At 65.4% G+C, this 24,723-nt stretch carries 27 protein-coding genes; 18 read left to right on the forward strand and 9 right to left on the reverse strand.

The genetic code is table 11. The features are described from left to right. The first annotated feature begins 4 nt into the window (after window positions 1-4). From R3P93_RS16010 to R3P93_RS16020, 3 genes are read left to right on the forward strand one after another with little or no spacing between them, the layout of a single operon-like run. On the forward strand, window positions 5-1,168 hold the full coding sequence (locus tag R3P93_RS16010; protein ID WP_317533432.1) for an 8-amino-7-oxononanoate synthase: 1,164 nt from the start codon (window positions 5-7) through the stop codon (window positions 1,166-1,168). Then, window positions 1,165-1,863, forward strand: a complete 699-nt coding sequence (bioD, locus tag R3P93_RS16015) for a dethiobiotin synthase (RefSeq protein WP_317533433.1) — start codon at window positions 1,165-1,167, stop codon at window positions 1,861-1,863. Before R3P93_RS16010 ends, bioD begins: the two co-directional genes overlap by 4 nt. Before the next feature lie 46 nt (window positions 1,864-1,909). Next, complete coding sequence (locus R3P93_RS16020; RefSeq protein ID WP_317533434.1) at window positions 1,910-2,569, forward strand: hypothetical protein; 660 nt, start codon at window positions 1,910-1,912, stop codon at window positions 2,567-2,569. Here the strand turns inward: R3P93_RS16020 and R3P93_RS16025 are convergent. After that, window positions 2,566-3,084 (reverse strand): pyridoxamine 5'-phosphate oxidase family protein, encoded by a 519-nt coding sequence (locus tag R3P93_RS16025; protein WP_300517512.1) that lies wholly within the window; start codon window positions 3,082-3,084, stop codon window positions 2,566-2,568. The two genes, R3P93_RS16020 and R3P93_RS16025, sit on opposite strands and share 4 nt — an antisense overlap. 76 nt (window positions 3,085-3,160) lie before the next feature. Here R3P93_RS16025 and R3P93_RS16030 point away from each other — a divergent pair, with 76 nt between their 5' ends. The 8 genes from R3P93_RS16030 (at window position 3,161) to R3P93_RS16065 (ending at window position 11,526) form a co-directional block, all read left to right on the forward strand. Then, window positions 3,161-3,589: a DUF1707 SHOCT-like domain-containing protein gene (locus R3P93_RS16030; RefSeq protein ID WP_300517509.1), complete on the forward strand. Its 429-nt coding sequence runs from the start codon at window positions 3,161-3,163 to the stop codon at window positions 3,587-3,589. Window positions 3,590-3,660: 71 nt separating this feature from the next. Beyond that, window positions 3,661-4,980 carry a glutamate-1-semialdehyde 2,1-aminomutase gene (hemL, locus tag R3P93_RS16035; protein WP_317533435.1) on the forward strand — a complete coding sequence of 440 codons (1,320 nt, stop codon included), beginning with the start codon at window positions 3,661-3,663 and terminating at the stop codon, window positions 4,978-4,980. Between the two features lie 52 nt (window positions 4,981-5,032). After that, a complete protein-coding gene (locus R3P93_RS16040) occupies window positions 5,033-5,695 on the forward strand; it encodes a histidine phosphatase family protein (RefSeq protein WP_068046369.1) in 663 nt (220 codons plus the stop codon). Further along, entirely contained in the window at window positions 5,688-6,275 is a 588-nt protein-coding gene (locus tag R3P93_RS16045; RefSeq protein ID WP_317533436.1) for a TlpA family protein disulfide reductase, read from the forward strand. The genes R3P93_RS16040 and R3P93_RS16045 overlap by 8 nt, the downstream gene beginning before the upstream one ends. Window positions 6,276-6,283: 8 nt before the next feature. Next, a complete protein-coding gene (locus tag R3P93_RS16050; RefSeq protein ID WP_068046420.1) occupies window positions 6,284-7,093 on the forward strand; it encodes a cytochrome c biogenesis CcdA family protein in 810 nt (269 codons plus the stop codon). Continuing rightward, window positions 7,090-8,709, forward strand: a complete 1,620-nt coding sequence (gene resB, locus R3P93_RS16055) for a cytochrome c biogenesis protein ResB (RefSeq protein WP_317533437.1) — start codon at window positions 7,090-7,092, stop codon at window positions 8,707-8,709. Before R3P93_RS16050 ends, resB begins: the two co-directional genes overlap by 4 nt. A 3-nt stretch (window positions 8,710-8,712) precedes the next feature. Next, entirely contained in the window at window positions 8,713-9,678 is a 966-nt protein-coding gene (ccsB, locus tag R3P93_RS16060; protein WP_317533438.1) for a c-type cytochrome biogenesis protein CcsB, read from the forward strand. A 591-nt stretch (window positions 9,679-10,269) separates the two neighbouring features. Next, window positions 10,270-11,526 (forward strand): MinD/ParA family ATP-binding protein, encoded by a 1,257-nt coding sequence (locus R3P93_RS16065; protein WP_394855313.1) that lies wholly within the window; start codon window positions 10,270-10,272, stop codon window positions 11,524-11,526. Window positions 11,527-11,539: 13 nt separating this feature from the next. On the opposite strand, the gene R3P93_RS16070 is transcribed toward R3P93_RS16065, so the two are convergent. Together R3P93_RS16070 and R3P93_RS16075 are read right to left on the reverse strand one after the other, a co-directional pair. Continuing rightward, a complete protein-coding gene (locus tag R3P93_RS16070; RefSeq protein ID WP_317533439.1) occupies window positions 11,540-11,737 on the reverse strand; it encodes a hypothetical protein in 198 nt (65 codons plus the stop codon). A 136-nt stretch (window positions 11,738-11,873) separates the two neighbouring features. Beyond that, window positions 11,874-12,089, reverse strand: a complete 216-nt coding sequence (locus R3P93_RS16075; RefSeq protein ID WP_037187021.1) for a BldC family transcriptional regulator — start codon at window positions 12,087-12,089, stop codon at window positions 11,874-11,876. A gap of 198 nt (window positions 12,090-12,287) precedes the next feature. Between R3P93_RS16075 and R3P93_RS16080 the strand changes: the two genes are divergently transcribed. Then, a complete protein-coding gene (locus R3P93_RS16080; RefSeq protein ID WP_082899469.1) occupies window positions 12,288-12,641 on the forward strand; it encodes a DUF4229 domain-containing protein in 354 nt (117 codons plus the stop codon). Continuing rightward, window positions 12,638-13,720: an L-cysteine desulfhydrase Cds1 gene (locus R3P93_RS16085; protein ID WP_317533440.1), complete on the forward strand. Its 1,083-nt coding sequence runs from the start codon at window positions 12,638-12,640 to the stop codon at window positions 13,718-13,720. Before R3P93_RS16080 ends, R3P93_RS16085 begins: the two co-directional genes overlap by 4 nt. A 6-nt stretch (window positions 13,721-13,726) precedes the next feature. Here the strand turns inward: R3P93_RS16085 and R3P93_RS16090 are convergent, their stop codons facing one another. The 3 genes from R3P93_RS16090 to R3P93_RS16100 are packed head-to-tail and all read right to left on the reverse strand — an operon-like array spanning window position 13,727 to window position 17,920. After that, complete coding sequence (locus tag R3P93_RS16090; protein WP_094641482.1) at window positions 13,727-14,038, reverse strand: hypothetical protein; 312 nt, start codon at window positions 14,036-14,038, stop codon at window positions 13,727-13,729. A gap of 5 nt (window positions 14,039-14,043) precedes the next feature. After that, the gene (gene pepN / locus R3P93_RS16095; RefSeq protein WP_317533441.1) at window positions 14,044-16,503 is read right to left on the reverse strand and encodes an aminopeptidase N; all 2,460 of its coding nucleotides are present in this window, start codon (window positions 16,501-16,503) and stop codon (window positions 14,044-14,046) included. A 25-nt stretch (window positions 16,504-16,528) separates the two neighbouring features. Beyond that, the gene (locus tag R3P93_RS16100; protein WP_317533442.1) at window positions 16,529-17,920 is read right to left on the reverse strand and encodes an HNH endonuclease signature motif containing protein; all 1,392 of its coding nucleotides are present in this window, start codon (window positions 17,918-17,920) and stop codon (window positions 16,529-16,531) included. A gap of 180 nt (window positions 17,921-18,100) precedes the next feature. Between R3P93_RS16100 and R3P93_RS16105 the strand changes: the two genes are divergently transcribed. The 4 genes from R3P93_RS16105 to R3P93_RS16120 all read left to right on the forward strand — a co-directional run bounded on the left by R3P93_RS16105 (window position 18,101) and on the right by R3P93_RS16120 (window position 19,657). After that, on the forward strand, window positions 18,101-18,442 hold the full coding sequence (locus R3P93_RS16105; RefSeq protein ID WP_317533443.1) for a nitroreductase/quinone reductase family protein: 342 nt from the start codon (window positions 18,101-18,103) through the stop codon (window positions 18,440-18,442). A gap of 66 nt (window positions 18,443-18,508) precedes the next feature. Beyond that, window positions 18,509-18,724: a hypothetical protein gene (locus R3P93_RS16110; protein ID WP_032365231.1), complete on the forward strand. Its 216-nt coding sequence runs from the start codon at window positions 18,509-18,511 to the stop codon at window positions 18,722-18,724. 6 nt (window positions 18,725-18,730) lie between these two features. After that, entirely contained in the window at window positions 18,731-19,243 is a 513-nt protein-coding gene (locus R3P93_RS16115) for a Clp protease N-terminal domain-containing protein (RefSeq protein ID WP_317533444.1), read from the forward strand. Window positions 19,244-19,276: 33 nt separating this feature from the next. After that, on the forward strand, window positions 19,277-19,657 hold the full coding sequence (locus tag R3P93_RS16120) for a phage holin family protein (RefSeq protein ID WP_317533445.1): 381 nt from the start codon (window positions 19,277-19,279) through the stop codon (window positions 19,655-19,657). Here the strand turns inward: R3P93_RS16120 and R3P93_RS16125 are convergent. From R3P93_RS16125 to R3P93_RS16135, 3 genes are all read right to left on the reverse strand, one after another. Beyond that, window positions 19,654-20,523, reverse strand: coding sequence for a 1,4-dihydroxy-2-naphthoate polyprenyltransferase (locus R3P93_RS16125; protein ID WP_269595756.1), 870 nt, complete (start codon window positions 20,521-20,523; stop codon window positions 19,654-19,656). The genes R3P93_RS16120 and R3P93_RS16125 overlap by 4 nt on opposite strands. A 47-nt stretch (window positions 20,524-20,570) precedes the next feature. Continuing rightward, window positions 20,571-21,827 carry an Hsp70 family protein gene (locus R3P93_RS16130; RefSeq protein WP_317533446.1) on the reverse strand — a complete coding sequence of 419 codons (1,257 nt, stop codon included), beginning with the start codon at window positions 21,825-21,827 and terminating at the stop codon, window positions 20,571-20,573. A gap of 194 nt (window positions 21,828-22,021) precedes the next feature. Continuing rightward, entirely contained in the window at window positions 22,022-22,801 is a 780-nt protein-coding gene (locus tag R3P93_RS16135; RefSeq protein ID WP_317533447.1) for a PIG-L family deacetylase, read from the reverse strand. A gap of 62 nt (window positions 22,802-22,863) precedes the next feature. On the opposite strand from R3P93_RS16135, the gene R3P93_RS16140 reads away from it, so the two are divergent. Further along, the gene (locus R3P93_RS16140) at window positions 22,864-24,540 is read left to right on the forward strand and encodes an alpha/beta hydrolase (RefSeq protein ID WP_317533448.1); all 1,677 of its coding nucleotides are present in this window, start codon (window positions 22,864-22,866) and stop codon (window positions 24,538-24,540) included. The last annotated feature ends 183 nt before the right edge of the window (window positions 24,541-24,723 follow it).

The raw sequence follows: 24,723 nt of genomic DNA on the forward strand, positions 1-24,723 counted from the left end.
TGCCATGACCGCTCTGGAGTGGCTCGACGCCACCGCGCACGCCCGACGCGAGGCCGGCCTCGAGCGCGTCGTGATCCCCCGCACAGCCGAGGAGGCGATCCTCGACCTGGCTTCGAACGACTACCTCGGCCTGTCCAGGCATCCGGCCGTCATCGACGGAGCCTGCGCTGCCGTGCGCCGGTGGGGCGGCGGATCCACCGGATCGCGGCTGGTCACCGGTACCACGACGGCACACGAGCGACTCGAGGAGAACCTCGCCGACTTCGTCGGAGCAGAGGCGGGACTGGTGTTCTCCTCCGGCTACACCGCCAACCTCGGGATCGTGACGGCACTGGCGGGCCGAGACGCGCTGGTGATCTCCGACGCCGCGTCGCACGCCTCGCTCATCGATGCCTGTCGCCTGTCTCGGGCCCGAGTGGCCGTCTCTCGGCACTGCGATACCGGCCATGTCGACGAGCTGTTGCGGGAGCGTCCCGAACAGCGGGCCCTGGTGGTGACCGACTCGGTGTTCAGCGCCGACGGCGATCTCGCGCCACTGGCCGAGCTGTACGCGGTGTGTCGGAGGCGGAATGCGGTGCTCGTCGTCGACGAAGCGCACGGGTTGGGCGTACGCGGGGATGGTGGCCGGGGAGCCGTTCACGAAGCAGGACTCGCCGGCGCACCCGATCTGGTGATCACCGCAACGCTGTCCAAGGCCCTCGGATCGCAGGGCGGAGTGGTTCTCGGGCCGGCCGCGGTGCGCACTCAGGTGCTGCACGGTGCGCGCACCTTCGTGTTCGACACCGGCCTCGCGCCTGCCTCCGTGGGCGCGGCAGCGGCCGCGTTGACCGTCCTGCGCGGCGAACCCGAACGGGTGCACTCGATCGGTGTGCGAGCAACGCAACTGGCCGCCGCAGCGGGCGTCGAAGCGACCGAATCGGCGGTGGTCCCGGTGGTTCTGGGCGACGCGCAGCGTGCGGTGCAGGCGGCCGCGGACTGCCTCGAGCTCGGCGTCCGCGTCGGATGCTTCCGGCCACCGTCGGTTCCGGCCGACGGGTCTCGACTCCGACTGACCGCGCGCGCCGATCTCACCGACGCCGATGTCGACCGTGCCGCGTCGGTCCTCGCGGCTGTGTTGAATGCGGCTGTCTTGAATGCGGCTGTGTCGAATGCGGCGGTGCTGTGGTGACGGTTCTGCTCGTGACCGGAACGTCGACCGGCGTCGGCAAGACCGTGGTGACCGCAGGTATCGCGGCGGCCGCGCGCGCAGGCGGATGGACGGTTGCGGTGTGCAAACCGGCGCAGACCGGCGTCGGAGGTGACTACCCGGACGAAGCCGATATCGATGTGGTGCACCGGCTTTCGGGTGTTCGGGGAGTCGAGCTGGCGCGATACCCCGAGCCGCTGGCTCCGGACGTTGCGGCGCGCCGATCGGGTCGGCCGATGCTCGAACTCGCCGCTGTGGTCGACACTGTGCGCACGCTCGACGCGGCCCACGACCTCGTGCTTGTCGAAGGTGCGGGTGGAGTGGCGGTGCGTCTGGGCACAGGAGGGTTCACCGTGCTCGACATCGCCGGGGCCGTGTCTGCGCCGATCGTCGTCGTGGCCGGTGCAGAGCTGGGAACGCTCAACCACAGCGCGCTGACCACTGGCGCGGCGCGGGCGGTCGGGGTCGACTGCGCAGGGCTGGTGATCGGATCGTGGCCCGCCGAGCCGAGCCTTGCCGCGCGGGTCAACCGCGACGAGCTTCCCCTCGTGACGGGGGTCGGGCTGATCGCGCGCATCCCGGAAGGAGCCGGCCGACTCACAGCGCAGGCCTTCGAAGCCCTGGCCGTGGGTGCCTTCGGCGAGTTTACCGAGTCGTTACTCGGGTACCCGCCGTAGAGAATCTGCCGTCTCGGCATTCGAAAACAGACGGGAAATAGACACCATGAACACCACAATATGGATCATCGTTGCAGTAGTAGTCGTTCTGTTGGTCATTGCCATCGCCGTGGTCGTTGCCCGCAAGGGCAAGGAACGTAAGAGAGTGGAAGCGAACGAGATTCGCGAAAAGGCTGCCGATCAATCCTCCGTCGTCGAGGAGCGTGAACTGATGGCGCGCGAAAGCGAAGCCAAGGCACGCCGCGCGCAGGCAGAGGCCGACGTCAAAGCAGCCGAGGCGGAGAAGCTCGCACAGCAGGCGCAGTCTCACCAAGGAGTTGCGGCGTCGTCACGCGACGAGATGGAATCGCAGTTCGAGCGTGCAAATCGGATCGACCCGGACGTGAAGAACGGCAAGAACATGACAGGCGATCGGAACGTCACAGGTGACAGGAACGTCGCCGGTGACCGGAATGTGGCGGATGACCGCACTGTGGCAGATCACCGCACTGTGGCAGATCACCGCACTGTGGCAGATCACCGCACTGTGGCAGATGACCGCACTGTTGCACATGACCGGACCGTGGCAGACGACCGGAACATTGTCGGTGACAGGAACGTCGTCGGTGACCCGAATGTGGCGGATGACCGGAACGTCGCCGGCGGTCGAAACGTGATGGGCGATCCGGACGTGCCCCCGACGGCACCCCGGCACGAGCGGAACTAGTCGGTCGAGTTGTGCGGTAGTTCGAGCTCGACGACATCGTGCTCGCCCAGGTTCGGGCGCTCGTTGGTGATCTTCGCCTTGGCGTAGGCCAGCAGGTTCGACACCTTCGAGCCGGGCGTGGACCAGTACTCGGCTCCCTCGGCGGCCACATGGATCAGAGCGACCTCGCGCGAATCGGGGTTCTTCTCGAACCATGCGGCCGCCCGGGTGTTCCACAGCTCCTCGGCCTTGGTGGTGTTCTCGACCACCGCGGCCGTACCGGACAGCGACACCCAGCCCTCACCGGACTGGAACGAGACGTTGACCGTCGGGTTAGCCGCGATATCGGCCACCTTGCGGGAGTCGTGGGCGGCGAAGAACCACAGGTCGCCGTCGAACTCGGCTTCCTGCAGCGCCATCGGGCGCGAAATCAGGTGGCCGTCTCGGCCGACGGTGGTGAACATGCACAGTCCGGCTTCGGACATCAATTCGGCGACTTTGGATACGCCATCAGCGCCGTTGTCTGTATTTCTCATCCAAACCGACTACCCGGTGTTCTCTCTGCCCAACCTATAAACTGGCAGAACGGACTTCGTGGTGAGGAGCCTGCGGATGGCGAAAAATCTCGACAGGAACGATCGACCGGATCTCCGCGTGAGCAACGGCGAGCGTGAGGATGCCGCAACCACGCTCGGCGTAGCCATGAGCGAAGGGCGCTTGACCCTGGTCGAGTACGAGCAGCGGCTGGACGCGGTGTGGGCGTCGACCACCCGCGGCGATCTGGCCGAAGTGATGCACGACCTGCCGGGCGTCGAACTGCCGGGAACGAAGGACGTCGACCGTTCCCGGAGCGAGTGGCGCGAGTACCTCGACGAATGGCGCTGGTGGCTCGGTGGCGCAATCGTCATGAACGGCATCTGGGCCGTGCAATGGATCTCCGACGGAGAGCCGAACAATTACTGGCCGCTGTGGCCACTGGGCATCTGGGGTGTCATTCTCATCGCGATGGCATTCATGCCCGAGGACAAGCACGACGACTGACGCAACGCGTAGCCGATGGATTATTACGCCCTGTAGTTGGCGATTTCGCCGAACCTGGGACACTGGAAGTCGTGACTGTTTCTCCCGGCGACGACGCCCCCGTATCTGCCCAACTGTTCGCCCGCGCGAGCGCGGTGATTCCCGGTGGCGTCAACTCGCCGGTGCGGGCATTCGCATCGGTCGGCGGCACGCCTCGCTTCATCACGCAGGCCAGCGGATACACGATGACCGACGCCGACGGGAAGTCCTACGTGGACCTCATCTCGTCCTGGGGTCCGATGATCCACGGACACGCCCACCCGGCCATCGTCGAGGCCGTCCAGAAGGCAGCCGCAACAGGCCTGTCTTTCGGTGCACCCACCGAGCGCGAAATCGAACTCGCCGAGGAAATCGTGCGTCGCGTCGGCCCCGTCGACCAGGTTCGCCTTGTGAATTCGGGCACAGAGGCCACCATGAGCGCCGTGCGCCTGGCCCGTGGATTCACCGGCCGAACCAAGATCCTGAAATTCTCCGGCTGCTACCACGGCCACGTCGACGCCCTCCTGGCCGACGCCGGCTCGGGACTGGCCACCTTCGGCCTCCCGACCTCCCCGGGAGTCACCGGCGCACAGGCGTCGGACACGATCGTCGTTCCCTACAACGACCTCGCCGCCGTCACCGCGGCCTTCGAGGCCAACCCCGGCCAGATCGCATGCATCATCACCGAGGCAGCCGCAGGCAACATGGGAGCAATCCCGCCGGTCACCGGCTTCAACGAGGGACTGCGCCACCTCGCGACCGAGCACGGCGCGCTGCTGATCATGGACGAGGTGATGACGGGATTCCGCGTCAGTGCCTCCGGTTGGTACGGCATCGACGGTGTTGCCGGTGACCTCTACACCTTCGGCAAAGTCATGTCGGGCGGATTGCCTGCCGCCGCATTCGGCGGTCGAGCAGACGTGATGGCCTACCTCGCGCCCGCCGGACCGGTGTACCAGGCAGGGACGCTCAGCGGTAACCCCGTCGCCGTCGCGGCCGGTCTGACAAGTCTGCAACTGGCAGACTCGGCCGTCTACGAGAAGCTGCAGAACAACTCGCAGCGACTCGGAACACTGCTCGGCGACGCCCTCACCGCCGAAGGCGTCACCCATCACGTCCAGTTCGCGGGCACTATGGTGAGTGTGTTCTTCGCCGATGGACCCGTCACCGATTACGCGCAGGCCAAGGCCGCGCAGACGTGGCGATACCCGGCGTTCTTCCACGCCTTCCTCTCTCGCGGCGTGTACCCGCCGCCGAGCGCCTTCGAGGCCTGGTTCGTCTCGGCTGCTCTCGACGATCGAGCCTTCGAGATCATCGCCGACGCAGCCCCCGCCGCTGCGAAAGCAGCGGCCGCCGCCACCGCTCCTCAGTGACGTCTGCACCGAACTGATTGCCCACCCGACTAGCGAGAAACAGGACCCCGACGTGACCGAGGCCCCCGCAACACATCCGCACTCGACGACGCGCACCATCGTGCACGTCCTCCGGCACGGAGAGGTGCACAACCCCAAGGGCATCCTCTACGGGCGGTTGCCGGGCTTCAAGCTGTCGGTGACGGGCCAGGCTCAGGCCAGGTCGGTCGCGGACGCGCTCGCCGGCCACGACATCACCCACGTCGTGGCATCGCCGTTGCTGCGCGCACAGGAAACCGCCGGACCCATCGCCGCAGCGCACGGCCTGACCATCGCCGAGGACGAGAACCTCATCGAAGCAGGCAACGAGTTCGAGGGACTGCGCGTGGCCGTGGGCGACGGTGCACTGCGTAGGCCCCGGCACTGGTGGAAGCTGCGCGACCCGTTCACCCCGTCCTGGGGCGAGCCGTACCTGCAGATCGCACACCGCATGCTCGCCGCAGTCAACGCGGCCCGCGTCGAAGCCGTCGGGCACGAAGCCGTATGCGTCAGCCACCAACTCCCGGTGTGGACACTGCGCCGCTTCCTGCAGGGCGACCGGCTCTGGCACGACCCGCGAAACCGTCAGTGCGGTCTCGCGTCGCTCACCTCGTTGGTCTACGAGGGGGACCAGCTGGTCGACCTCGTCTATTCCGAGCCCGCGGGAGCGTCCGATCCGAGGATTTCCGGTGCGTAGGTTTCTGCTGGGTGTGGCCGCAGCGGCCCTCGTCGCGGGATGCTCCACCGGCACCGACGCGGTGGCGCAGGGCGGAACCTTCCAGTTCGTCTCACCGGGCGGACAGACCGACATCTTCTACGAGCCCGACGAGCGCGGCACCATCGGCGAGCTGTCCGGGCCCGACCTGATGACCGAGGGCAAGACGACCTCCCTGTCGGACTACGACGGTGACGTCGTCGTCCTCAACGTCTGGGGCCAGTGGTGCGGACCGTGCCGCGGTGAAGCCGACGACCTCGAAGACGTCTACGAGGCCACCAAGTCCTTGGGCGTCGAATTCCTCGGGATCAACGTGCGCGACGAGTCGCAGACCGCCGCGCAGGACTTCGTCGTCAGCAACAACGTCAGCTACTCCTCGATCTACGACCCGCCCATGCGCACCCTGACCGCGCTCGGCGGCGTCCCCACCTCCGTCATCCCGACGACCGTCGTGCTCGACCGGCAGCATCGCGTCGCGGCAGTGTTCCTGCGCGAACTGCTCGCCGATGACCTACGGCCCGTCGTCGAACGCGTCGCAGCCGAGGAGCCAGTGCAGCCGTGACCGAGACGATGTACCTCGCCGGGATAGGCGCGAGTTTCCAGGAAGCTGCGGCCTCCGGGCCGCTCGTCCTGGCCCTCGGAGCCTGCGTCCTGGCCGGGCTCGTCTCGTTCGCGTCGCCGTGCGTGGTACCCCTGGTGCCCGGATACCTCTCGTACCTTGCCGGAGTCGTCGGGGCCGACGCCCCTGCCGTCAGCGCCGACGAGGCAGCCGTGAAGACGAAGGTGCGCAGCGGGCGGTTGCGCGTGGCCGGAGCGGCGGGTCTGTTCGTCCTCGGATTCACGGTGGTGTTCGTTCTCGCCACCGCATCGGTGTTCGGAGCGATCTCCGTCCTGGCGATCAACCGCGAACTGCTCATGAGGATCGGCGGCGTCGTCACGATCGCCATGGGCCTTGTGTTCGTGGGATTGATTCCCGCGCTGCAGCGCGACGTGCGCTTCGAGCCGAAGCAGATCGGCTCACTGGCCGGAGCGCCACTGCTCGGGGGCGTGTTCGCGCTCGGATGGACCCCGTGCCTGGGGCCGACACTCGCGGGCGTCATCTCACTCGCCGCAGGGACCGACGGCACGACGGCAGCGCGGGGCGTCGTTCTGATCGTGGCGTACTGCCTCGGTCTCGGCTTACCGTTCGTGATCCTCGCGTTCGGTTCGGTCAGCGCGCTGCGTGGCGTCGGCTGGCTACGTACACATGCACGACAGATACAGGTGTTCGGCGGAATCATGTTGATAGCGGTAGGAATTGCACTGGTCACCGGTGCCTGGGATCAATTCGTCGGCTGGGTGCGCGACGCCTTCGTCTCCGATGTGGTGTTGCCGATATGACCACCGACGTCGAAGAGCGCACCGAGGCATCGCCGCCGCGCAAGCAATCCGTGCTGGGCAGGGGAGCGGCGCTGGTCCGTAACACCTGGCGCGGCCTGACCAGTATGCGAACCGCGCTGGTGCTGCTGTTCCTGCTGGCCTTCGCCGCGGTACCCGGTGCCCTGGTGCCGCAGCGCAGCCTCAACGCCGGCAAAGTCGACGAGTACATCGCCGACCGCCCGACGCTCGGCCCGATCATGGACAAGCTCGAACTGTTCGACGTGTTCGGCAGCTTCTGGTTCACCGCGATCTACGCGCTGCTGTTCATCTCGCTGATCGGCTGCATCCTGCCGCGCTGCATCGAGCACGCGAAGCAATTGCGCACCAAACCCGTTCGTGCGCCCCGCAACCTCTCCCGACTGCCGCACCACAGCCGCTACGACGTCGACGGAACACCGGAAGAGATCGCCGCACAGGTACGCACCCAGTTGCGCGGTTGGCGCGTCGCCCAACGAACCGAGGACGGCGGAGCAGTGACTCTGTCGGCGGAGAAGGGCTACGTCCGCGAACTCGGTAACCTCGTCTTCCACTTGTCTCTCGTTGGACTGCTCGCCGCGATCGCCATGGGCAAGCTGCTCGGGTACGAGGGCAACCGCATCGTCATCGCCGACGACGGCCCAGGCTTCTGCACCTCGACCCCGGCCAACTACGACTCGTTCCGCGCAGGCAACCTCGTCGACGGCACCGACCTCGAACCACTGTGCGTGCGCGTCAAGGACTTCAGAGCCGACTACCTCGACACCGGCCAGGCCGAGATGTTCACCTCCAACATCGAATACCAGGCAGGCCAGGACCTGACGAACAACGTCTGGCGCGACGACCAACTGCAGGTCAACCACCCGTTGCGCGTCGCAGGAGACCGCGTCTATCTCCAGGGCCACGGCTACGCACCCACCTTCACCGTGACGTTCCCGAACGGCGAAACCCGCACCGACACGATCCAGTGGCAGCCGACGGACGCGACGACCTTCCTCTCCAGCGGAGTGCTCCGCGTCGACCCGCCCGGCGGCTTGTACACCGACCCCCTGGACCGGCGAAAGAACCAGATCGCCATCGAAGGATTGTTCGCGCCGACGGCGTCGTTCCACGGCAGCCTGCTGTCGTCGAGCTTCCCCGCCATGAACGACCCCGCCGTCGCCATCGACATCTACAAGGGCGACACCGGCCTCGACACCGGACTGCCGCAGTCGATCTTCTCGCTCGATCAGGAAATGATCGCCCAGGGCAGGCTCGTGAAGCAGGACCGCGTCAACCTGATGCCAGGAGAATCGGCGACGCTGAGCGACGGAACGGTCGTCACCTTCGACGGAGCGAAAGAATTCGTCAACCTTCAGGTCTCACACGACCCGGCCCAGACCTGGGTGCTCGTCTTCGCACTCACGATGATGGGCGGACTGCTCGTCTCACTGGTGATCAAGCGTCGCAGAATCTGGGTCCGACTCACCGCCGACGCCCAAGCACGACGTACTGTAGTAGACCTCGGCGGACTTGCACGCACCGATCAGGCGGGGTGGGGCGAAGAGTTCGACCGCCTGTGCACCCGCCTGCTCGGCGACACCTCGAAACAGGAGAACTGACCGATGCCGATCAACGAGACCCTCTCGCAGTACAGCGACTGGTCCTTCGAATCAGCGTTCACCATCTACGTGCTCGCATTCGTACTGCTCATCGCCCAGTACGCCTCCGCCAAGGCCACGGCCGCTCAGGCGAAAGAACTCGTCGGTGCCGGCGCGCCGGTGGCCCAGTCGCGACCGGGACTGGTTGTCGAAGCCCCGAAACGACCGCTGTCCGAGCGACTCGCAGGCATGGGCTTCGCCCTGCTCGCCCCGGCTCTCGCGCTGCACATCGCCTCGGTGGTGCTCCGCGGGTTCGCCACCCACCGCTTCCCGCTCGGCAACATGTACGAGTTCGTCACCATGGCCACCGCAGCCGCCGCCCTCACCTCCGTGATCGTGCTGCGCAAGAAGTCCATGCGCCCGATGCTCGTGTTCGTCCTCGCACCGATCATCGTGCTGATGTTCTTCGCCGCCACCAAGCTCTACGCCGACGCCGCACCCGTCGTCCCCGCGCTGCGCTCCTACTGGCTGCCCATCCACGTCACCATCGTCAGCGTCGGCAGCGGCATCCTCCTGGTCTCCGGCGTCGCCTCCCTGCTGTTCCTGCTGCGCATCAAGCAGCCCATCGGCGAGGAAAGCGTTGGGTTCTGGGGCAAGTTCGCATCCAAGCTGCCCGACGCCCAGGCTCTCGACCGACTCGCCTACAAGACGACCATCGTCGCTTTCCCGCTCTTCGGAGCCGGCGTCATCCTCGGTGCAATCTGGGCCGAAGCCGCATGGGGCCGCTTCTGGGGCTGGGACCCCAAAGAGACGATGTCGTTCATCACCTGGATCATCTACGCCGCGTACCTGCACGCCCGCGCCACCTCCGGATGGCGCAACACCCGCGCCGCCTGGATCAACATCGCCGGATTCACCGCCATGCTCTTCAACCTCTTCATCATCAACATGGTGGTCTCGGGACTGCACAGCTACGCAGGACTGAACTAGTTCTCGCCCGCTGGCAGCCTCCACGCGGGACTGTCAGCTGGTAGCGTCCGATCCGGCTCGATGGGGGACACATCCGAGCTCGGATCTTCGATGTGGGACGCGAACTGGGGGGAATCGGTCATGGCCGATCGGCACGAGAACAACTGGCAACCCGTCCGGCCATTGGACGACGACGTGCCCGAAGAAGACGTAGCTCGCCCCACGGAATCCGAGCCGGTCGTTGGCGTAGGGGCGGCGGAGGCCACACCCGCACCGCCGCGGGAGCCCTTCAGATCGACCCCCATCACGATGCCGCCCGAAAGCATCGACAATCAGCCCGTGCCGCAGCCCGAGGCCGCCCGCACATCGCCGCCGCTTCCAGCGCCTCGGGACGGTGAAGCGCACGGTGGCGGAGGTGGTGAGGCGGCGTCCGTCGCGGTGCCACCTGCCGGGGTCGACAAGACCGTCGTCGCACCACCGAGGCCCGTGGAACCGCCGACGACGGCTGTGGCACCGACTGTGAAACCGACTCCTACACATGCGCCGCCCGTCGCATCAGGGCCGCCACCGTCCCAGAATCCGGTGCCGCAGAATCCGGTGCTGCAGAATCCGATGCCGCAGAACCAAGGTGGGCCACAGAACTATTGGGCCCCGCAGAATCAAGCCGGGCCGCAGAACTATTGGGCACCGCAGAACCAGGGCGGTCCGCATGGGCAATGGCCGTCGGAGGGTCACTGGAATCCCCAGAATCAGTGGAACGGTCAGAATCAATGGGGGCCTCAGCCCGGCCAGTGGCCTGGGCCGCAGCATCAGAATCAGCTGTATCGGAATCAGCCTCAGCAGGTTCGGCAAGGCCCGGGTGACGCGTTGATCGCCACCCATGGAGCGGTACCGACCGTCGGTCCGAGTCGGTCGGATGAGCAGCCGGTGCCCTCGCTCGATCTCGGTAGTTCGTTGCTCGTCCGATCGGGGAATGCGCCGCCGGTGGCAGGGTGGCGTCGGGCGTTGTATCTGATGTCGCGTGGTCGTCTGAATGTGGGCAACAGTGCCGCTCAGCAGCGACGCCTGGTTCTGACCGCGGAGGTGGATCGGCCTCTCGTCGGGTGCCATCGCGTCGCGGTGCTGTCACTGAAAGGGGGCGTGGGCAAGACCACGACGACGGCCACACTCGGCTCGACGTTCGCCGAGATCAGGGGTGATCGGGTGATCGCCATCGACGCCAACCCCGATCGGGGAACGCTGGGGCAGAAGGTGCCGGCCGAGACGACCGCCACCGTCCGTAATCTGTTGCGCGACATCGAGTCTCTGGACCGTTACAGCGACGTCAGGGCTTACACGTCGCAGAACGTGCATCGACTGGAGGTGTTGGCGTCCGATTCGGATCCGGCGGCTTCGGAGGCATTCAGCGGTGAGGATTACGATCGCGCCGTGTCGTTGTTGGAGAAGTTCTACAGCATCGTCATCACGGACTGCGGCACCGGTCTGATGCACTCGGCGATGGAGAGCATTCTCGAGGGAGCCGACACGCTGGTGGTGGTCAGTTCGGGCTCGGTGGACGGCGTGCGGAGCGCGTCGGCGACGTTGGATTGGCTCGATGCGCACGGCTACCGCGAGTTGGTCGCCACGTCGGTCGCCGTGGTCAACGGCGTTCGGCCGAGAGCTGGAAAAGTGGACCTGCACAAAGTTGTCGAGCATTTCGAGCAGCGGTGCGCGCGAGTGCGAACTATTCCGTTCGACCCACATCTCGAGGAGGGGGCGGAAATCGAACTGGACCGTCTTCGTGGGCGCACGCGGAAGGCACTGTTGGAAGTCGCGGCGGCGGTAGCGGCAGGTTTCCCCGACGCGCCCACCGCTGCCCACCGCAACTGAGAGCTACCGAACCCTATTCGCTGGGTTCGGTGCCCGCCTCGGTCCCGTCTTTCCCTCCGCGGCGAGCTTCACGGTTGATTCGCCACAGAAAATCGGGATCGTCATCGGGTCCGGCAGTGCGGGTGGGTGGAGCCTGTGTGCTGGGTCCGAATGCCTTCCAGAACAGCACGATGACTGCCACCAAGCCGATCAACGCCAATAGATAGATCACGACGCACCTCCTACTACGAGGGTAGCCGCGATGCAACACCCTCCGCACCCGTCGAGCGTCGAAGATTCCTGAGAATGTTCGATGAGTTCGAGCGGGTGCGGAGATCGAGGGTATTTCGTACGTCAGGACGTCCGAATCAGTGGTGTGCGCCGGCTTCCGTGGTCAGAGAGGTCAGTAATTGCATGACCTCGGTCTCGCGGAATCGACGGTGCCCGCCCGGAGTGCGGAGGGATCCGAGGCGACCGGCGTGTGCCCAGCGTGTCACTGTCTTGGGATCGACGTGAAAAAGCGCGGCTACCTGACCCGGCGTGAGAAGTGAGTCCTGAGCCTTGTGAAATGTGGGTGCGCTCATCTGTCGTGTCCTCCTACGATTCGGTTCGGTGCATATGCGTCGAACCGGAGATATCGGTCTGCTGCGTTCGAACCCCATGGTTGCACTCGAACCCCTAGGTACTCGACTGATACAAGGTTGGTAAAGGGGAGGTAATGGACAAATCGGTCACGCCGGGGGTGGGTCGGAGTGCTTGCCGAGCCCGGTAACCTGGGACCCGTGAGTGACGCGACGAACGCCGACAGCAGCGAACCTACCAGCGGAAACGGCGCGAAAGGTAGGTCGGCGAAGAAGTCTCTCGCCGTGAACCTGGGTGTCTACACCTTCGCGCGCCTGGCGCTCGTCATCGTGATCGGCGCACTCATCGTCGGCATCGGTTTACTCTTCGGCGTCGAGGTTCCGGTACTCGTCGCCGCGATCTTCGCCGTGCTGATCTCGCTACCCCTGTCGCTGCTCCTGTTCAAGAACATGCGCATCCGCGTCAACGAGTCCATCGCAGCAGTCGACGAGGACAGGCGCACCGCGCGTGCGGATCTGCAGTCGAAGCTGCGCGGTGAAGACGGCAAGAAATGACCAGGACGGTCGATCACTCGGGGTCACGGGCGTGGGTCGACAATGCGGTCCGGTTGATCGAGGCCGATTCCCAGCGCAGCGCCGACACACACCTGCTGCGATACCCCCTTCCCGCGGCCTGGGGAATCTCGCTGTACCTCAAGGACGAATCGACGCACATCACCGGCAGCCTGAAGCATCGACTGGCTCGGTCGCTCTTTCTGTACGCAATCTGCAACGGATGGGTCACCGAACGCACCACGGTGATCGAAGCCTCGTCGGGCTCCACTGCCGTCAGTGAGGCCTACTTCGCCGGACTGCTCGGACTGCAATTCGTCGCCGTGATGCCTCGGAGCACCAGCCCGGCCAAGATCGCACTCATCGAGTCCCACGGCGGGAGATGTCATTTCGTCGATCAGCCCGGCGAGATGTACACCGAAGCGCATCGTCTCGCGGCCGAGCCGGACAGCCACTACATGGACCAGTTCACGCACGCCGAACGAGCCACCGACTGGCGCGGAAACAACAACATCGCCGAGTCGATCTTCGACCAACTTCGGCTGGAGGAATGCCCCATTCCAGACTGGGTGGTCGTCGGTGCGGGGACCGGGGGGACCAGCGCCACCATTGGCCGCTACATCAGATATCGCAGGCATGCAACGCAATTGGCGGTGGTGGACCCCGAGAATTCGGCGTTCATCGGCGGCTACGAGTCCGGAGACGCGGGCTACGAGACAGGGCTGCCCTCCCGCATCGAGGGCATCGGCAGACCGCGCGTCGAGCCCTCGTTCGTCGGCCAGGTGATCGATCGAATGATCGCAGTGCCCGACGCCGCCTCCGTGGCCGCCGCACGGTTCACCTCGGACGCACTCGGCAAACGAGTGGGCGGATCGACAGGCACCAACATCTGGGGTGCCTTCGGACTGATCGCGGAAATGATCGCAGCAGGCCGCAGCGGGAGCGTGGTGACACTGCTGTGCGACGGCGGAGACAGGTACACGCAGACCTACTTCGACGACGCCTGGGTTTCGAGCCAGGGTATGGATCTCGACGAACCGACCACGGCCCTCGAAAAGTTCGTTCGTACCGGGGTGTTCTGAGGAGATCTACTTGCTCACCGCCATCGACGCCGCGGCAGTTGCAGCGGCGACGGTGACGACCGCCGGCCATGCACCGATCTTCTTGGCCAGCGGGTGCGAGGCACCGAACGCGACGAGATAGGTCCCGAGCAGCGCACCGGCGCGGGTCGAGCCCGAGGACTTCTGCCACCGGGTCGTGCACGCCACACCCGCAGCGGCCAGTACGGCTCCGCCGAGTTGACGGTTGTGCGACTGCCGGGCGACGGCGAAGCCGCCGAGCAATCCACCGGCAGCGAGTGCGGACGTGGCGATCGAGCGTCGAGTGTCGTTGGTGGCCATGATCATCACCCTAGCCGCGCCTGCACCCGCAGGCTCCTCGCCAGATGGTCTCGTTGCTCGATCACCAAGCGCCGCAGGGCGGCCGGTGCCCACTCGTGCTCGGCCAGCCAGCTGTCCGCGGCTACCGTCGACGATTGCTGCGGGAACAGTCGGACGACGATGCGCCGTGCGATTTCGATGCTGCGCGAGGTCCACAACGACGCGATGGATTCGAAGTACCGGTCGTGATAACCCTGCGTCAGGTCCGGCCGGTGCCCGGCCCCGAAGCCGGTGATGAAGGCGTCGAGAACATCGTTGGACGCATCGTCGCGCTCGGTGATGGCAGCCCACGCCCTTGCCTTGACCTCTGCGTCGGGGAGCGCCGTCGACGCCGCCGTGTGTGAGGTGCGTCCGGACGACGTGTTGTCGGAGGCCAGCTCTGCATCGAGCTCGGCCGAGGTCGCGTTTCCGGTCGCGGCCAGGGCCAGCCAGAACGACCAGCGCTGGTCGGGATCCAGGCGCAGACCTGGCACGGTCGCCGTGCCGTCGAGAAGTGCGCGTAGGTCGGCTGCGCGGGAGCCGTCGAGTTGGGCCGCGGCCGCGGTGGCTCGCGCCCACACCAACTGGGTATCGCTCCCTGGCTCACTCGTATGCAGCTGCGTCCACGACGCCTCCAGCCACTGCCGAGTGGGTTCGCGCCGTCTGTCCTCGGGGAGGTAATGCTCGAGGGCGTACGCCACATTGGCCGTGACTGCGGACAACAGACCGATCTTGGGCTCATTCGGTGCGAATCTGGTTGCGATGTCGATGTATTCGAGTGCAGACAGCTCGGCGTCGCGGGTGGAGTTCCACAACGCCGACCACACCAGGCCCCGGGCGAGAGGGTCGACGATGCGATCGAGGTGGTCTCGCACAGTGGTAGTGGAGCGCTCGTCGAATCGGATCTTGGCGTATGTCAGGTCGTCGTCGTTGAGCAGCACCAGCGCGGCCTCGGGAAGGTCGACCGGCGTTCGTGCCTCGGCGATGTCGAGTTCTCGTCGGTGGGTTCTCGTCAGATGTCCGGCCTCGTCGAGGTCGTAGAGCCCGACGGCAATTCGGTGGGGCCGCGGGTTCGTCTGTTCGACGGCATCGCCGGTGTAGCTGAGCGTGGAGACGCCGGTGGTCTGCAGCCATGCTGCAGCCCAGGTGTCGAGGTCGCGTCCGCTGGCGGTCGACATCTCGCTCAGCAGGTCCGTCAGCGTCGTGTTTCCGAAGGCGTGCGTGCGAAAGTAGTTGCGGGAGGCGGCGAAGAAGGCATCTGCGCCCACGAACGCCCCGAGCTGCTTGAGGACGCTCGCCCCCTTGGCGTAGGTGATGCCGTCGAAGTTGAGCTTCGCGGCCTCGAGGTCGGTGATGTCGGCGACGATCGGGTGGGTGGTCGGAAGTTGGTCCTGCAGGTACGCCCACGCTTTTCGTCGGTTGGCGAAGCTGACCCAGGCGTCGGTGAATCGGGTCGCTTCGGCCGATGCGTATGCACCCATGAAGTCGGCAAAGGATTCCTTGAGCCACAGGTCGTCCCACCACTGCATCGTCACGAGGTCGCCGAACCACATATGCGCCATCTCGTGCAGGATCGTGTTCGCGCGGGCCTCGTACTGGGCTTCGGTTGCCGCAGAACGGAATACGTACGACTCGGTGAACGTGACGAGGCCGGGATTCTCCATCGCGCCGAGGTTGTACTCGGGGACGAAGATCTGGTCGTACTTTCCGAAGGGATACGGGTAGTCGAACTTGTCGTGAAAGAAGTCCAGGCCTCGTTTCGTGATGTCGAAGATGTCCTCGGCATCGAAGTACTCGGCGAGAGACGCCCGGCAATAGGCACCGAGGGGGACGGTGAGTTCGCCTCGCGTCCAGGATGATCGGACGCGGTGATACGGACCGGCCGCAACTGCGGTGATGTAGGTCGAGATCGGCAGGGTCGGCGCGAAGGTGGTGACCGTGTCTGTCGTGACACCCTCGCGGTTCGACAGTACGGTCCACGTCGGCGGAGCCGTGACAGTCAGAGTGAAAGGGGCTTTGAGGTCCGGTTGCTCGAAGTTCGCGAACACTCGGCGTGCATCGGCCGGTTCGTACTGCGTGTAGAGATAGACGTTGTCGTCGACGGGATCGACGAACCGATGCAGTCCTTCACCCGACCGGCTGTATCGTCCGCGCGCGCAAATCCGCACGATGTTGTGCTCGGTGAGCCCGACCAGTTGAATCCGCGAGCCGTCGTAGTCGACCGGCGTGTCGATACCGTTGACGTTCACTTGGTCTACTGCCGCACCGATGAAGTCCACCCAGGTCGCAGCCGTGGTCGCGTCGAATTCGATGGTCGTCACGGTCTCGAAGGTGTCGAGGTCCGCGTCCTCTGCGCGCAGGAGATCGAGGTGAACGCGATACTTCACCCCGTCGATGTGGCGCGATCGCCTGCGAGTTTCGGTCCGGGTCAGATTCGCGGTGCTCACCGAACCAACCCTAGGCGATCGGTTTTCACAGGGTCGGCGCGGTGAAGTAGTGGTTTCCGAGAGGGTCCACGATATGCAGGACTCCTTCCGGGAGTAATTCGGTGCGCCAGAGCTTTCGCGTTTTGAGGTTGTGGTGGAGCCGGCAGCGCGGGCCGATGTTCGTCCGGATCGTCCATCCTCCTCGCTCCGGATTCTGTCGATCGAACTCGACGATGTGGTCGAGGTCGCACCGTTCCGAAGGCACGTTGCAGCCAGGATGCAGGCAGTACGGATGTTCGGCGCGAACCTGCGCGGAAAGAGCTCTGCTCGGCGCATAGGTCAGTGCCCCCGGCGGCGGAATCGTCATGCCTCCGTGGCCGTCGGGGTGTAGGGCGTGGACGCCGCGAGGGTTGTTCTCGACGATGGCACGCCAGCGTTCGATCAACGTCCCTCCGCCCGGTCTCGATCGAGTCGCTGTATCGGGCGGCGGAGCGTCGGGTACTGGTGAGACGGGCGGCGGTGCGTCGGGTGGCAGCGGGCCCGTCAGTGCCCTGCCCAGTGGCTCCCTCGTCGGGTGCTCGGACCCCGGCCGTGCGGAACCCGAACCCTCGGTGGCTGTTTCACCGGTGGCGTCGGCATTCGCATCCGAACGGTCGGGCATTGCTGCCACCGGCTCACCGTGTTCGGGAGTTTCGGCATCCGCGACGTCACCCCGAGAGGTCAGGCACGTCGAGCACCCGCACAGCAGTGTCTCGCCGCGCATCAGCGCGGTCTGTGCGTCGCCCCGTCGTTGATCGTCCGAACGTGGATCCTCGGGGTGCAAACGGGAGACTTCGGCGTCGATACGCGAAAGCTGTTCGTCGGCTTCGCCATCGGTCATCACCGTGGTGAGGCTCGACAGCCCTCGTGCTCGTCGACGAACCCGGACGCGCTTCTCGGTTCGCGCGGCACGTGTGCGTACCGCGCGGTCCCACTCGGCATCGGCCTCGACGAGCAGTCGGTCGATCTCGCGACCCAGGGGGCCCGGTGCCATCTCTCCGGCAGCTTTGAGAACCTCGGCTTCGATGGCGACGACTGTCTCCGGACGCGCATGAAGCAGATGGTCGTGGATCGTTTTGACTCGCTCCTTGTCGATCGATCCGTTGATGAAACTGTTCCGTACGAGGGGACGCAGCTGGCGCCACATCTGAAGCTTGTTGTGAATGGCGGCGAAGGTGGACGACAGTGCCGCAGCCAGTTCGCAGATCGCCGAGCTGTACAGATCCTTCTCGGTCACTCCTGTGTCCCACGGCGAGGCGTATGCCGTTCGGCCGCGAACGTAGTCGTCCATGAGCGCCAATTCCGATGCAGTAGCGGCGTTTATCGTCCGGCGCGCACCGAGGACGTCGGCGAGCGCAGAATGATCGTCCGCCATCCACGTCGACTCACGTAGCCCCATGTCACCCCCCAGCGACGAAGGGCCGAACACGTATTCGACCCGTTGCCGAGAAGTGTAGAACCGGGCACCGACAAGTTTTGGTGCCGATGCAGGACGGTGTGTCTTCGCAGTGACGAACCCGTCGAGCAGCTACGCCGCTACGCTCGTCATCACGTGCAGGGCAAGCCCGGAGGCGGCGCAATGAATACCTTTCAGAAGTCGGCAGCAGCGTTCAACAAGGTTTTTGTGGTCGTCATGAAGGCACCGGTGCTCGACAGGGTTCTCGGACGGTCGATGGGGATTCTGACCTATACCGGCCGCAAGTCCGGCAAGGAGTTCTCACTGCCGGTGGCCTACAAGCGAACAGGCAATCACGTGAAAGTTGCCGTGGCCGTGCCGGACAGGAAGAACTGGTGGCGGAATTTCGAGAACGACGGCGGACGGGTCGATGTCGACCTCGGCGGCGTCCATCATTCCGGCCTTGCCGTGGCGACTCGTGACGATCGTGGGCGAGTAACTGTCGACATCGACCTGGAGCGCTGAACGCGCTGTAGACAATTGCGTCAACCTAAGTTGACAGCCCCAAGCTTGTCAACTTATATTGACATCATGACCGAAGCCACCGCACTTGCTGCCGCAGCCGCCAGTTCCGATCCGGGGGAGGGGCTGCGTGCGGTAGCCGCTCTCCGTCGATTGCTGGAGCGGCTCGAGGCCGTTCAGGTTCGCAATGCCAGAAATCAGGGCTGGGCCTGGCAGGCAATAGCGGATTCGCTTGGAGTCAGCAGGCAGGCCGTCCACAAGAAGCACGGCGGAAAGGGAAGGTAGACAATCATGTTCGAGCGTTTCACCAAGTCGGCCAGAGCTGTCGTCGTCGGCGCCCAGGGCCACGCGCGGGCGTTGCATTCGCACCGGATCGAGCCCGTCCACTTGTTTCTCGGTGCCCTCGATCATGCCGACGAGCATTTGAAGAAGGCCCTGGGGGCAGCAGGATTCACCGTCGACGGGGTCCTTGCGGATGTCCGATCACAAGACGAGCGTGCACTGAAGTCACTCGGAATCGATCTGGACACCATCGTGTCGACGATCGACTCCACGCTCGGCGCGGGCGCACTGGAGGGCGCGCAGACCTCGCTGCCGCATCACCTCCCGTTCGCCGCATCGGCCAAGGAAGTGCTGAAGCTGTCGCTGAAGGAAGCCGTCGAACGACGGGACCGCGAGATAGGCATCGAGCATGTCCTTCTCGGTCTCGTCCGCTGTGCCGAACCGATGTTCACCGAACTGGTGCAGCAGCATTGTTCGCTTCAGGAGTTGCGATCGATGGTCTCCCTCGTTCGGACGTCGTAGCCGCCGGGCATTGACGAACCCTACGATGGCGCCATGAACTTTTTGATTCGGCTCGTGATCAATGCCGTTGCAATCTGGGTTGCCAAGGAATTCGTGGATGGCATCACTGTCACCAGCTCGGGGCGCGGCGATGGGTGGGACATCGTGGGCCTGCTCGGTATCGCGGCCGTGTTGACGGTCGTCAATGCGTTCATCAAACCGCTGGTGCAGCTCATGTCGCTGCCGCTGCTGATTCTGACGCTCGGGTTGTTCACTCTTGTGATCAACGCGTTGATGCTGTTGTTGACGGGTTGGTTGTCGTCGCAGACCGGCTACGGCCTCGAGATCGTCGGGTTCGCCGCGGCGTTCTGGGGCGCGATCATCATCTCGATCGTGAACTTTCTGCTGGGCGCGTTCGTTCCCGACAAGCGCTAGGCGAAGGCCAACGCCACGCCGGTGCTCGCTCCCCAGACGAGCATCGCCAGGCCCGAATCGCGCAGTGCCGGAATCAGTTCGAATCCGTGAGCGCCCTTGCGTACCGGGGAGTTGGCACGTGCGGCGAAAGGCAGCGCGAGCAGGCCGACCAGTGCCCATGGAGTGCGGGCGATCAGTGCCACCGTCATCGCGAACGGCACCACCAGTAGCGCGAGATGCAAATAGCGAGTGCGCATGTCACCCAATCGCACTGCCAGCGTGAGCTTTCCGGATTCGGTGTCGGTGGGGATGTCGCGAAGGTTGTTGGCGACGAGTACTGCGCTGGAGAACGAGCCGACGGCCACTGCAGCCAACACACCTGCCCAATCGATCTGCTCGGCCTGTACGAACTGGGTGCCCAGTACCGCAACGAGGCCGAAGAACACGAACACGGCTATCTCGCCGAAACCGCTGTATCCGTACGGCTTCGAGCCGCCGGTGTAGTACCAGGCACCGGCGATGCAGACGAGTCCGACGATGACCAGCCACCAGGCGCTGGTCGCTGCCAGAACCAATCCGGCCACGGCACCCACTGTGAAGCAACCGATGGCGGCCTTCTTGACGGCACCGGCGGACGCGGCCTTCGAGCCGACCAGTCTCAGTGGCCCGACTCGGTCGTCGTCGGTGCCCCGAATTCCGTCGGAGTAATCGTTGGCGAAGTTCACGCCCACGATCAGCGCCAACGAGACGACCAACGCCAGCAGCGCCTTCCACCACACTCCTCCGTCCAGCGACAGGGCCGCGCCGGTGCCGACGAGGACGGGGGCGATCGCATTCGGGAGTGTGCGCGGTCGCGCACCTTCGATCCATTGCGCTGTGGTGGCCATGAGCGACGATCTTTCCGTATCTGTCCGACGGGTGAGAACGCGGCCGGTCAGAACGGCAGGCGTGGCAATACCGGCAACGGGATGACAGGCATCTGGACACCGGGAATCTGTGGCAGGGGCACCGTGGGTGCGGGCGGAGGTGCCGGCGGGTAGTAGTGCGGCTGCTGGTACTGCACGGAGGGCGCGGAATTTGCGGCGGCCGGCGCCGGTGCGGTGGTTGTCGGTGGGGGAGGAGGGATGTCGGGAAGCGGTGCCGGCGTGGTCGTCGTCGTGCTGGTGCTCGACGGCCTGGTGGTTTGCGACACTGATTCACCGACGCTCGACGGGGTGCTCAGCGGTTGACCCTCGTCGCTGGATCCGAGAGCAGTGAACAGTCCGATGGCGGCAATGACGCCGGCGATCGGTAGTGCGATCATGCCGAGTCGCGCCAGGGCTGGACGGTGCGAGACGAGGGGCGGAACGTGGGTGGCGTCGACGTGGGCGGCGTGTACCGCGGCACCGCCGGCGACGACGAGCTCGGGCCGGTCCGGGACGATGACCGGTAGCTGCAGGAAGCGTTCGAGGGTGGCGCGGACCAGCGGAATGTTGGACGTTCCGCCGATCGCGACGATGGCGTCGGGGTAGAACTCGGCCTCGCGGCCGAGTCGGCGCACTGTCTCGGCGGCCTGCTCGGTGGAGCGCGCGATGGACAACTCGAAGATGTGCCGCTCGAGGAGGATGTGCTCGCCGTCGGGGGTGCTGGTGGTCAGGTGCGAGGACAGCGCTTCCTTTATCCCGCGGCAGAAGGCCGTCAGCGCACTGTCCTCGTCCGGAGATTGGGGCGGACGCACTATGCCGAGTCCGAGTATGTGTTCTCGGACCACCGCGTCGAAGGAGGCACCGCTCATGGCGGTGGTCCGCGCGGAACCGTAGGAGCGGCCGGATTCGACGTCCACGATGTCGACGTCGACACCGGTCTCGCCCGCGTCGAACAGCGCGATGGTCCGGTGGTGGGAGGGGAGCCCTGGGCGCAGGTACTCCATGGCCGCGCCGGTCTTGTCGATGAGGTGGACGTCGGAGACGTACTCCTCGGCCAGTGCGTCGGCGATCTGGGTGCGTTCCTCGGAGGTGCGATAGGCGACGCCGAGAGATTGGGGCGCGTCCGGACTGTCGACGATGCCGCGGACGACGCGCGCGACGTCGGATGCCGTGGGGGAGAACTGCCAGTCGTCGAACGGGGTGCCGTCGGTCCATGCACCGTCTTCGGTGGTCCGCGCCGTGCGAATGCCGCACGTGCCCAGGGACACACCCACTGACGAACGCATCGCTTCTCCGGCCTCTCCATTTCGATGACGGTGTTCTGGTCTGAAGAACTCGCCCTCATGACAGGCGACGTGGACACTGTACCGTCTCGCGGTTTGGTTAGAGGCTCGAAACAATCCGATGGTCAGCTCTATGGAGTTGCATCATCGATCTACGATCTGGTGGCCGTCGCGCTTGCGTCCGCCGTTCGGCCAGTTCAGAGCGGGAGTGAGGTCTCCGTGAGGCCGACGCCGCCCGTGCCGCGCAGCTTTCGGAACCATTCGGTACCGAAGGTGGAGGCGAGGTCCTCGACGGACATCTGCAGAAACGGTCCGAAGTCACCGACCTGTGTTTCGTGGGCCTCCATTGCACCCCGCTTCGCGTCCATGACGCTGGAGACGTCGACCACCGTCGTGATCTCGGTTTCCGGCAGACCGAACGTGTCCATGTCCGGCGGTGGTGCCTCCTCGCCCCAGTGCGGATTGGCCTCCATCAGTCGGCGCATGTGGTCGCGGTTGGTGGTGGTTTCGTAGACGAATCGAGTGTCGGCGATCTCGGTGGCGCGCTTGCCGACGACGTGAACCTGGATGTGGTCGGGGTGCCCGTAACCACCGTTCGGGTCGTAGATCGTCACGACGTCCGCCTGCTCTTCGAGCAGTACCTCGGCCAATCGCTGTGCTGCGGTGTCGACGTCGACGTTGCAGAAGGCGTCCGGGTTCGCATTCTCCGGAGTACCGGCCATTCCGGAGTCGGCGTAGTGCAGCCGCACGACGCGGGAGACTCCGAGAACGGCTGCCGAACGATCCAGCTCGACGCGTCTGCGCTCGGCCAGTGTCTCACCGGCGGTGAGGATGCCGTCTGGAAACTCACCGAGGGCACCGTCGGTCGCGGTGACCAGGACGACGCGGTGGCCGGCATCGGCGGCGAGCCGCATGACTCCGCCGGTGCCGAATACTTCGTCGTCGGGATGTGCGTGGAAGCAGACCAGAACACTCATGCGGTGAATGCTTGCATGTCGAAGAGGGTGCAGCCCAGTCGGCGCGCAAATACGATCTGCGGATGACCACACAGCGGTCGGCCGCGATTCGTTCGTATTGGCAGGACTCACGAGCGGATCGGTACTGCCGCGCACTGCATCCCGTCGGGATCCTCTTCGCTCTGGTGTTCTTCGCGCTGTCCATGACTCCGTCGCTGCTGCCCAGGGTCTGGTATCTGCAGGCGGTCGCCACCGGAATCAGCGTCGCGATCGGATACGGCGTGGGTTGCCTGATCGCGTGGGTGGTGCGGATCTGTGGAGTGTCACCCGACTGGTCGGAGCAGTGGCGTCGACGCGGGTGGTGGGCGCTGGCCGTGGCCGCGGTGGTGGTGATTCCACTGTTCCTGATCCTGGGATCGTGGTGGCAGCAGATCGTCCGCAAGCTCGTCGGTGTGGAGGATCCCGGGAGGCCGCTGTACATCGCGGTGCTGGTGGTCTCGCTGGTGGTTGCCGTGGGAGTGCTCGCCTTGGGTCGTCTGCTACGGCGAGCCACCCGTGCGTTGACGCGATGGGGCAAGCAGTACGTGCCGAGGCCGGTCGCGAGGATCGCGAGCGTGATCGTCGTAGCCCTGCTGGTGGTGTTCGCCGTCAACGGCGCGCTGATTCGCGGCATCGTGGCGGTCGCGGAGAGATCGGCCTCCACTGCGGACCGCGGCAACCACGAGGGCGTCGAGAAGCCCACCGCGGCCGAACTGTCGGGTTCGGACGCCTCGAACGAGGAGTGGGATTCCCTGGGGCAGGAGGGTCGACGCTTCGTCGTGTCCGGGGTATCGCCGGACGAGATCAGTGAGTTCACCGGAAGGCCTGCGGTGCAACCGATCCGTGCCTACGCGGGCGTGGAGTCCGCGGACACCGTCGAAGGCGTCGCCCAGCGGGTGGTGGCAGAGCTCGAACGTACCGGCGCATTTTCTCGCGCTGTGCTCGGTGTCGCGACGACCACCGGGCGCGGGTGGGTGAACGAGAACGTCGCTCGCCCTCTGGAATACCTGTACGACGGTAACTCGGCGATCGCGTCGATGCAGTACTCGTTCCTGCCGAGCCCGATGGCATTTCTCGCCGATCGCCAGACTCCCCAGGATGCCGGACGGGCCCTCTTCGAGGCGGTGTACGAGGTGTGGAGCGAACTCCCCGAGGATTCGCGACCGAAGCTGGTGTTGTTCGGCGAGAGCCTCGGTGCCTACGGCGGACAGGATGCGTTCAGCGGCGCGCAGGACATGATCGCGCGCATCGACGGTGCCCTGTGGGTCGGCAACCCGAACTTCACCCCGCAGTGGGCCCGCATCACCGGTGGGCGCGACGCCGAATCCCGCGAGATCCTGCCTGTCATCGACGGCGGCGAGCACGTTCGTTTCGCCAGCTCGTCCGGTGACCTCGACATCGGCGGGCAATGGGAAGAGCCCCGAATCGTTTACTGGCAGCACGCATCCGACCCCATCGTGTGGTGGTCGCCGGATCTGATCCTGAACCGGCCCGACTGGCTACGCGAACCCCGCGGCGCCGACGTCGACCCAGGAGTGCAGTGGTTCCCGTTCGTGACCTTCTGGCAGTTGACGTTCGATCAGGTCTTCTCCACGAACGTCGACGACGGCCACGGCCACAGCTACGGAGCCGACGCGGTGAACATGTGGGCTGACATCCTCGAGCCTGCCAACTGGTCCGACGCGGACGTCGAGCGGTTGTACGAGAAATTGGCGGGCTGAGGCGTCGGCTGCTCAGTCGTTCGCCCACCCACCACCGGCGCAAATGCGCGCGCGTTTGCCGAACGCGCGCAGGTTCGCTACCTGCTGGCCGACGACTTCGCGTGCACCCTCTTTGCCAAGCTTCTGGTGAGTCATTCGAGAAGCTATGGAGGGTTACTGCATGTTGAGTGCTGAGTTCACAGG

Origin of the sequence: Rhodococcus cerastii, assembly GCF_033042195.1 — a bacterium.
Classification (GTDB): Bacteria; Actinomycetota; Actinomycetes; order Mycobacteriales; family Mycobacteriaceae; genus Rhodococcoides.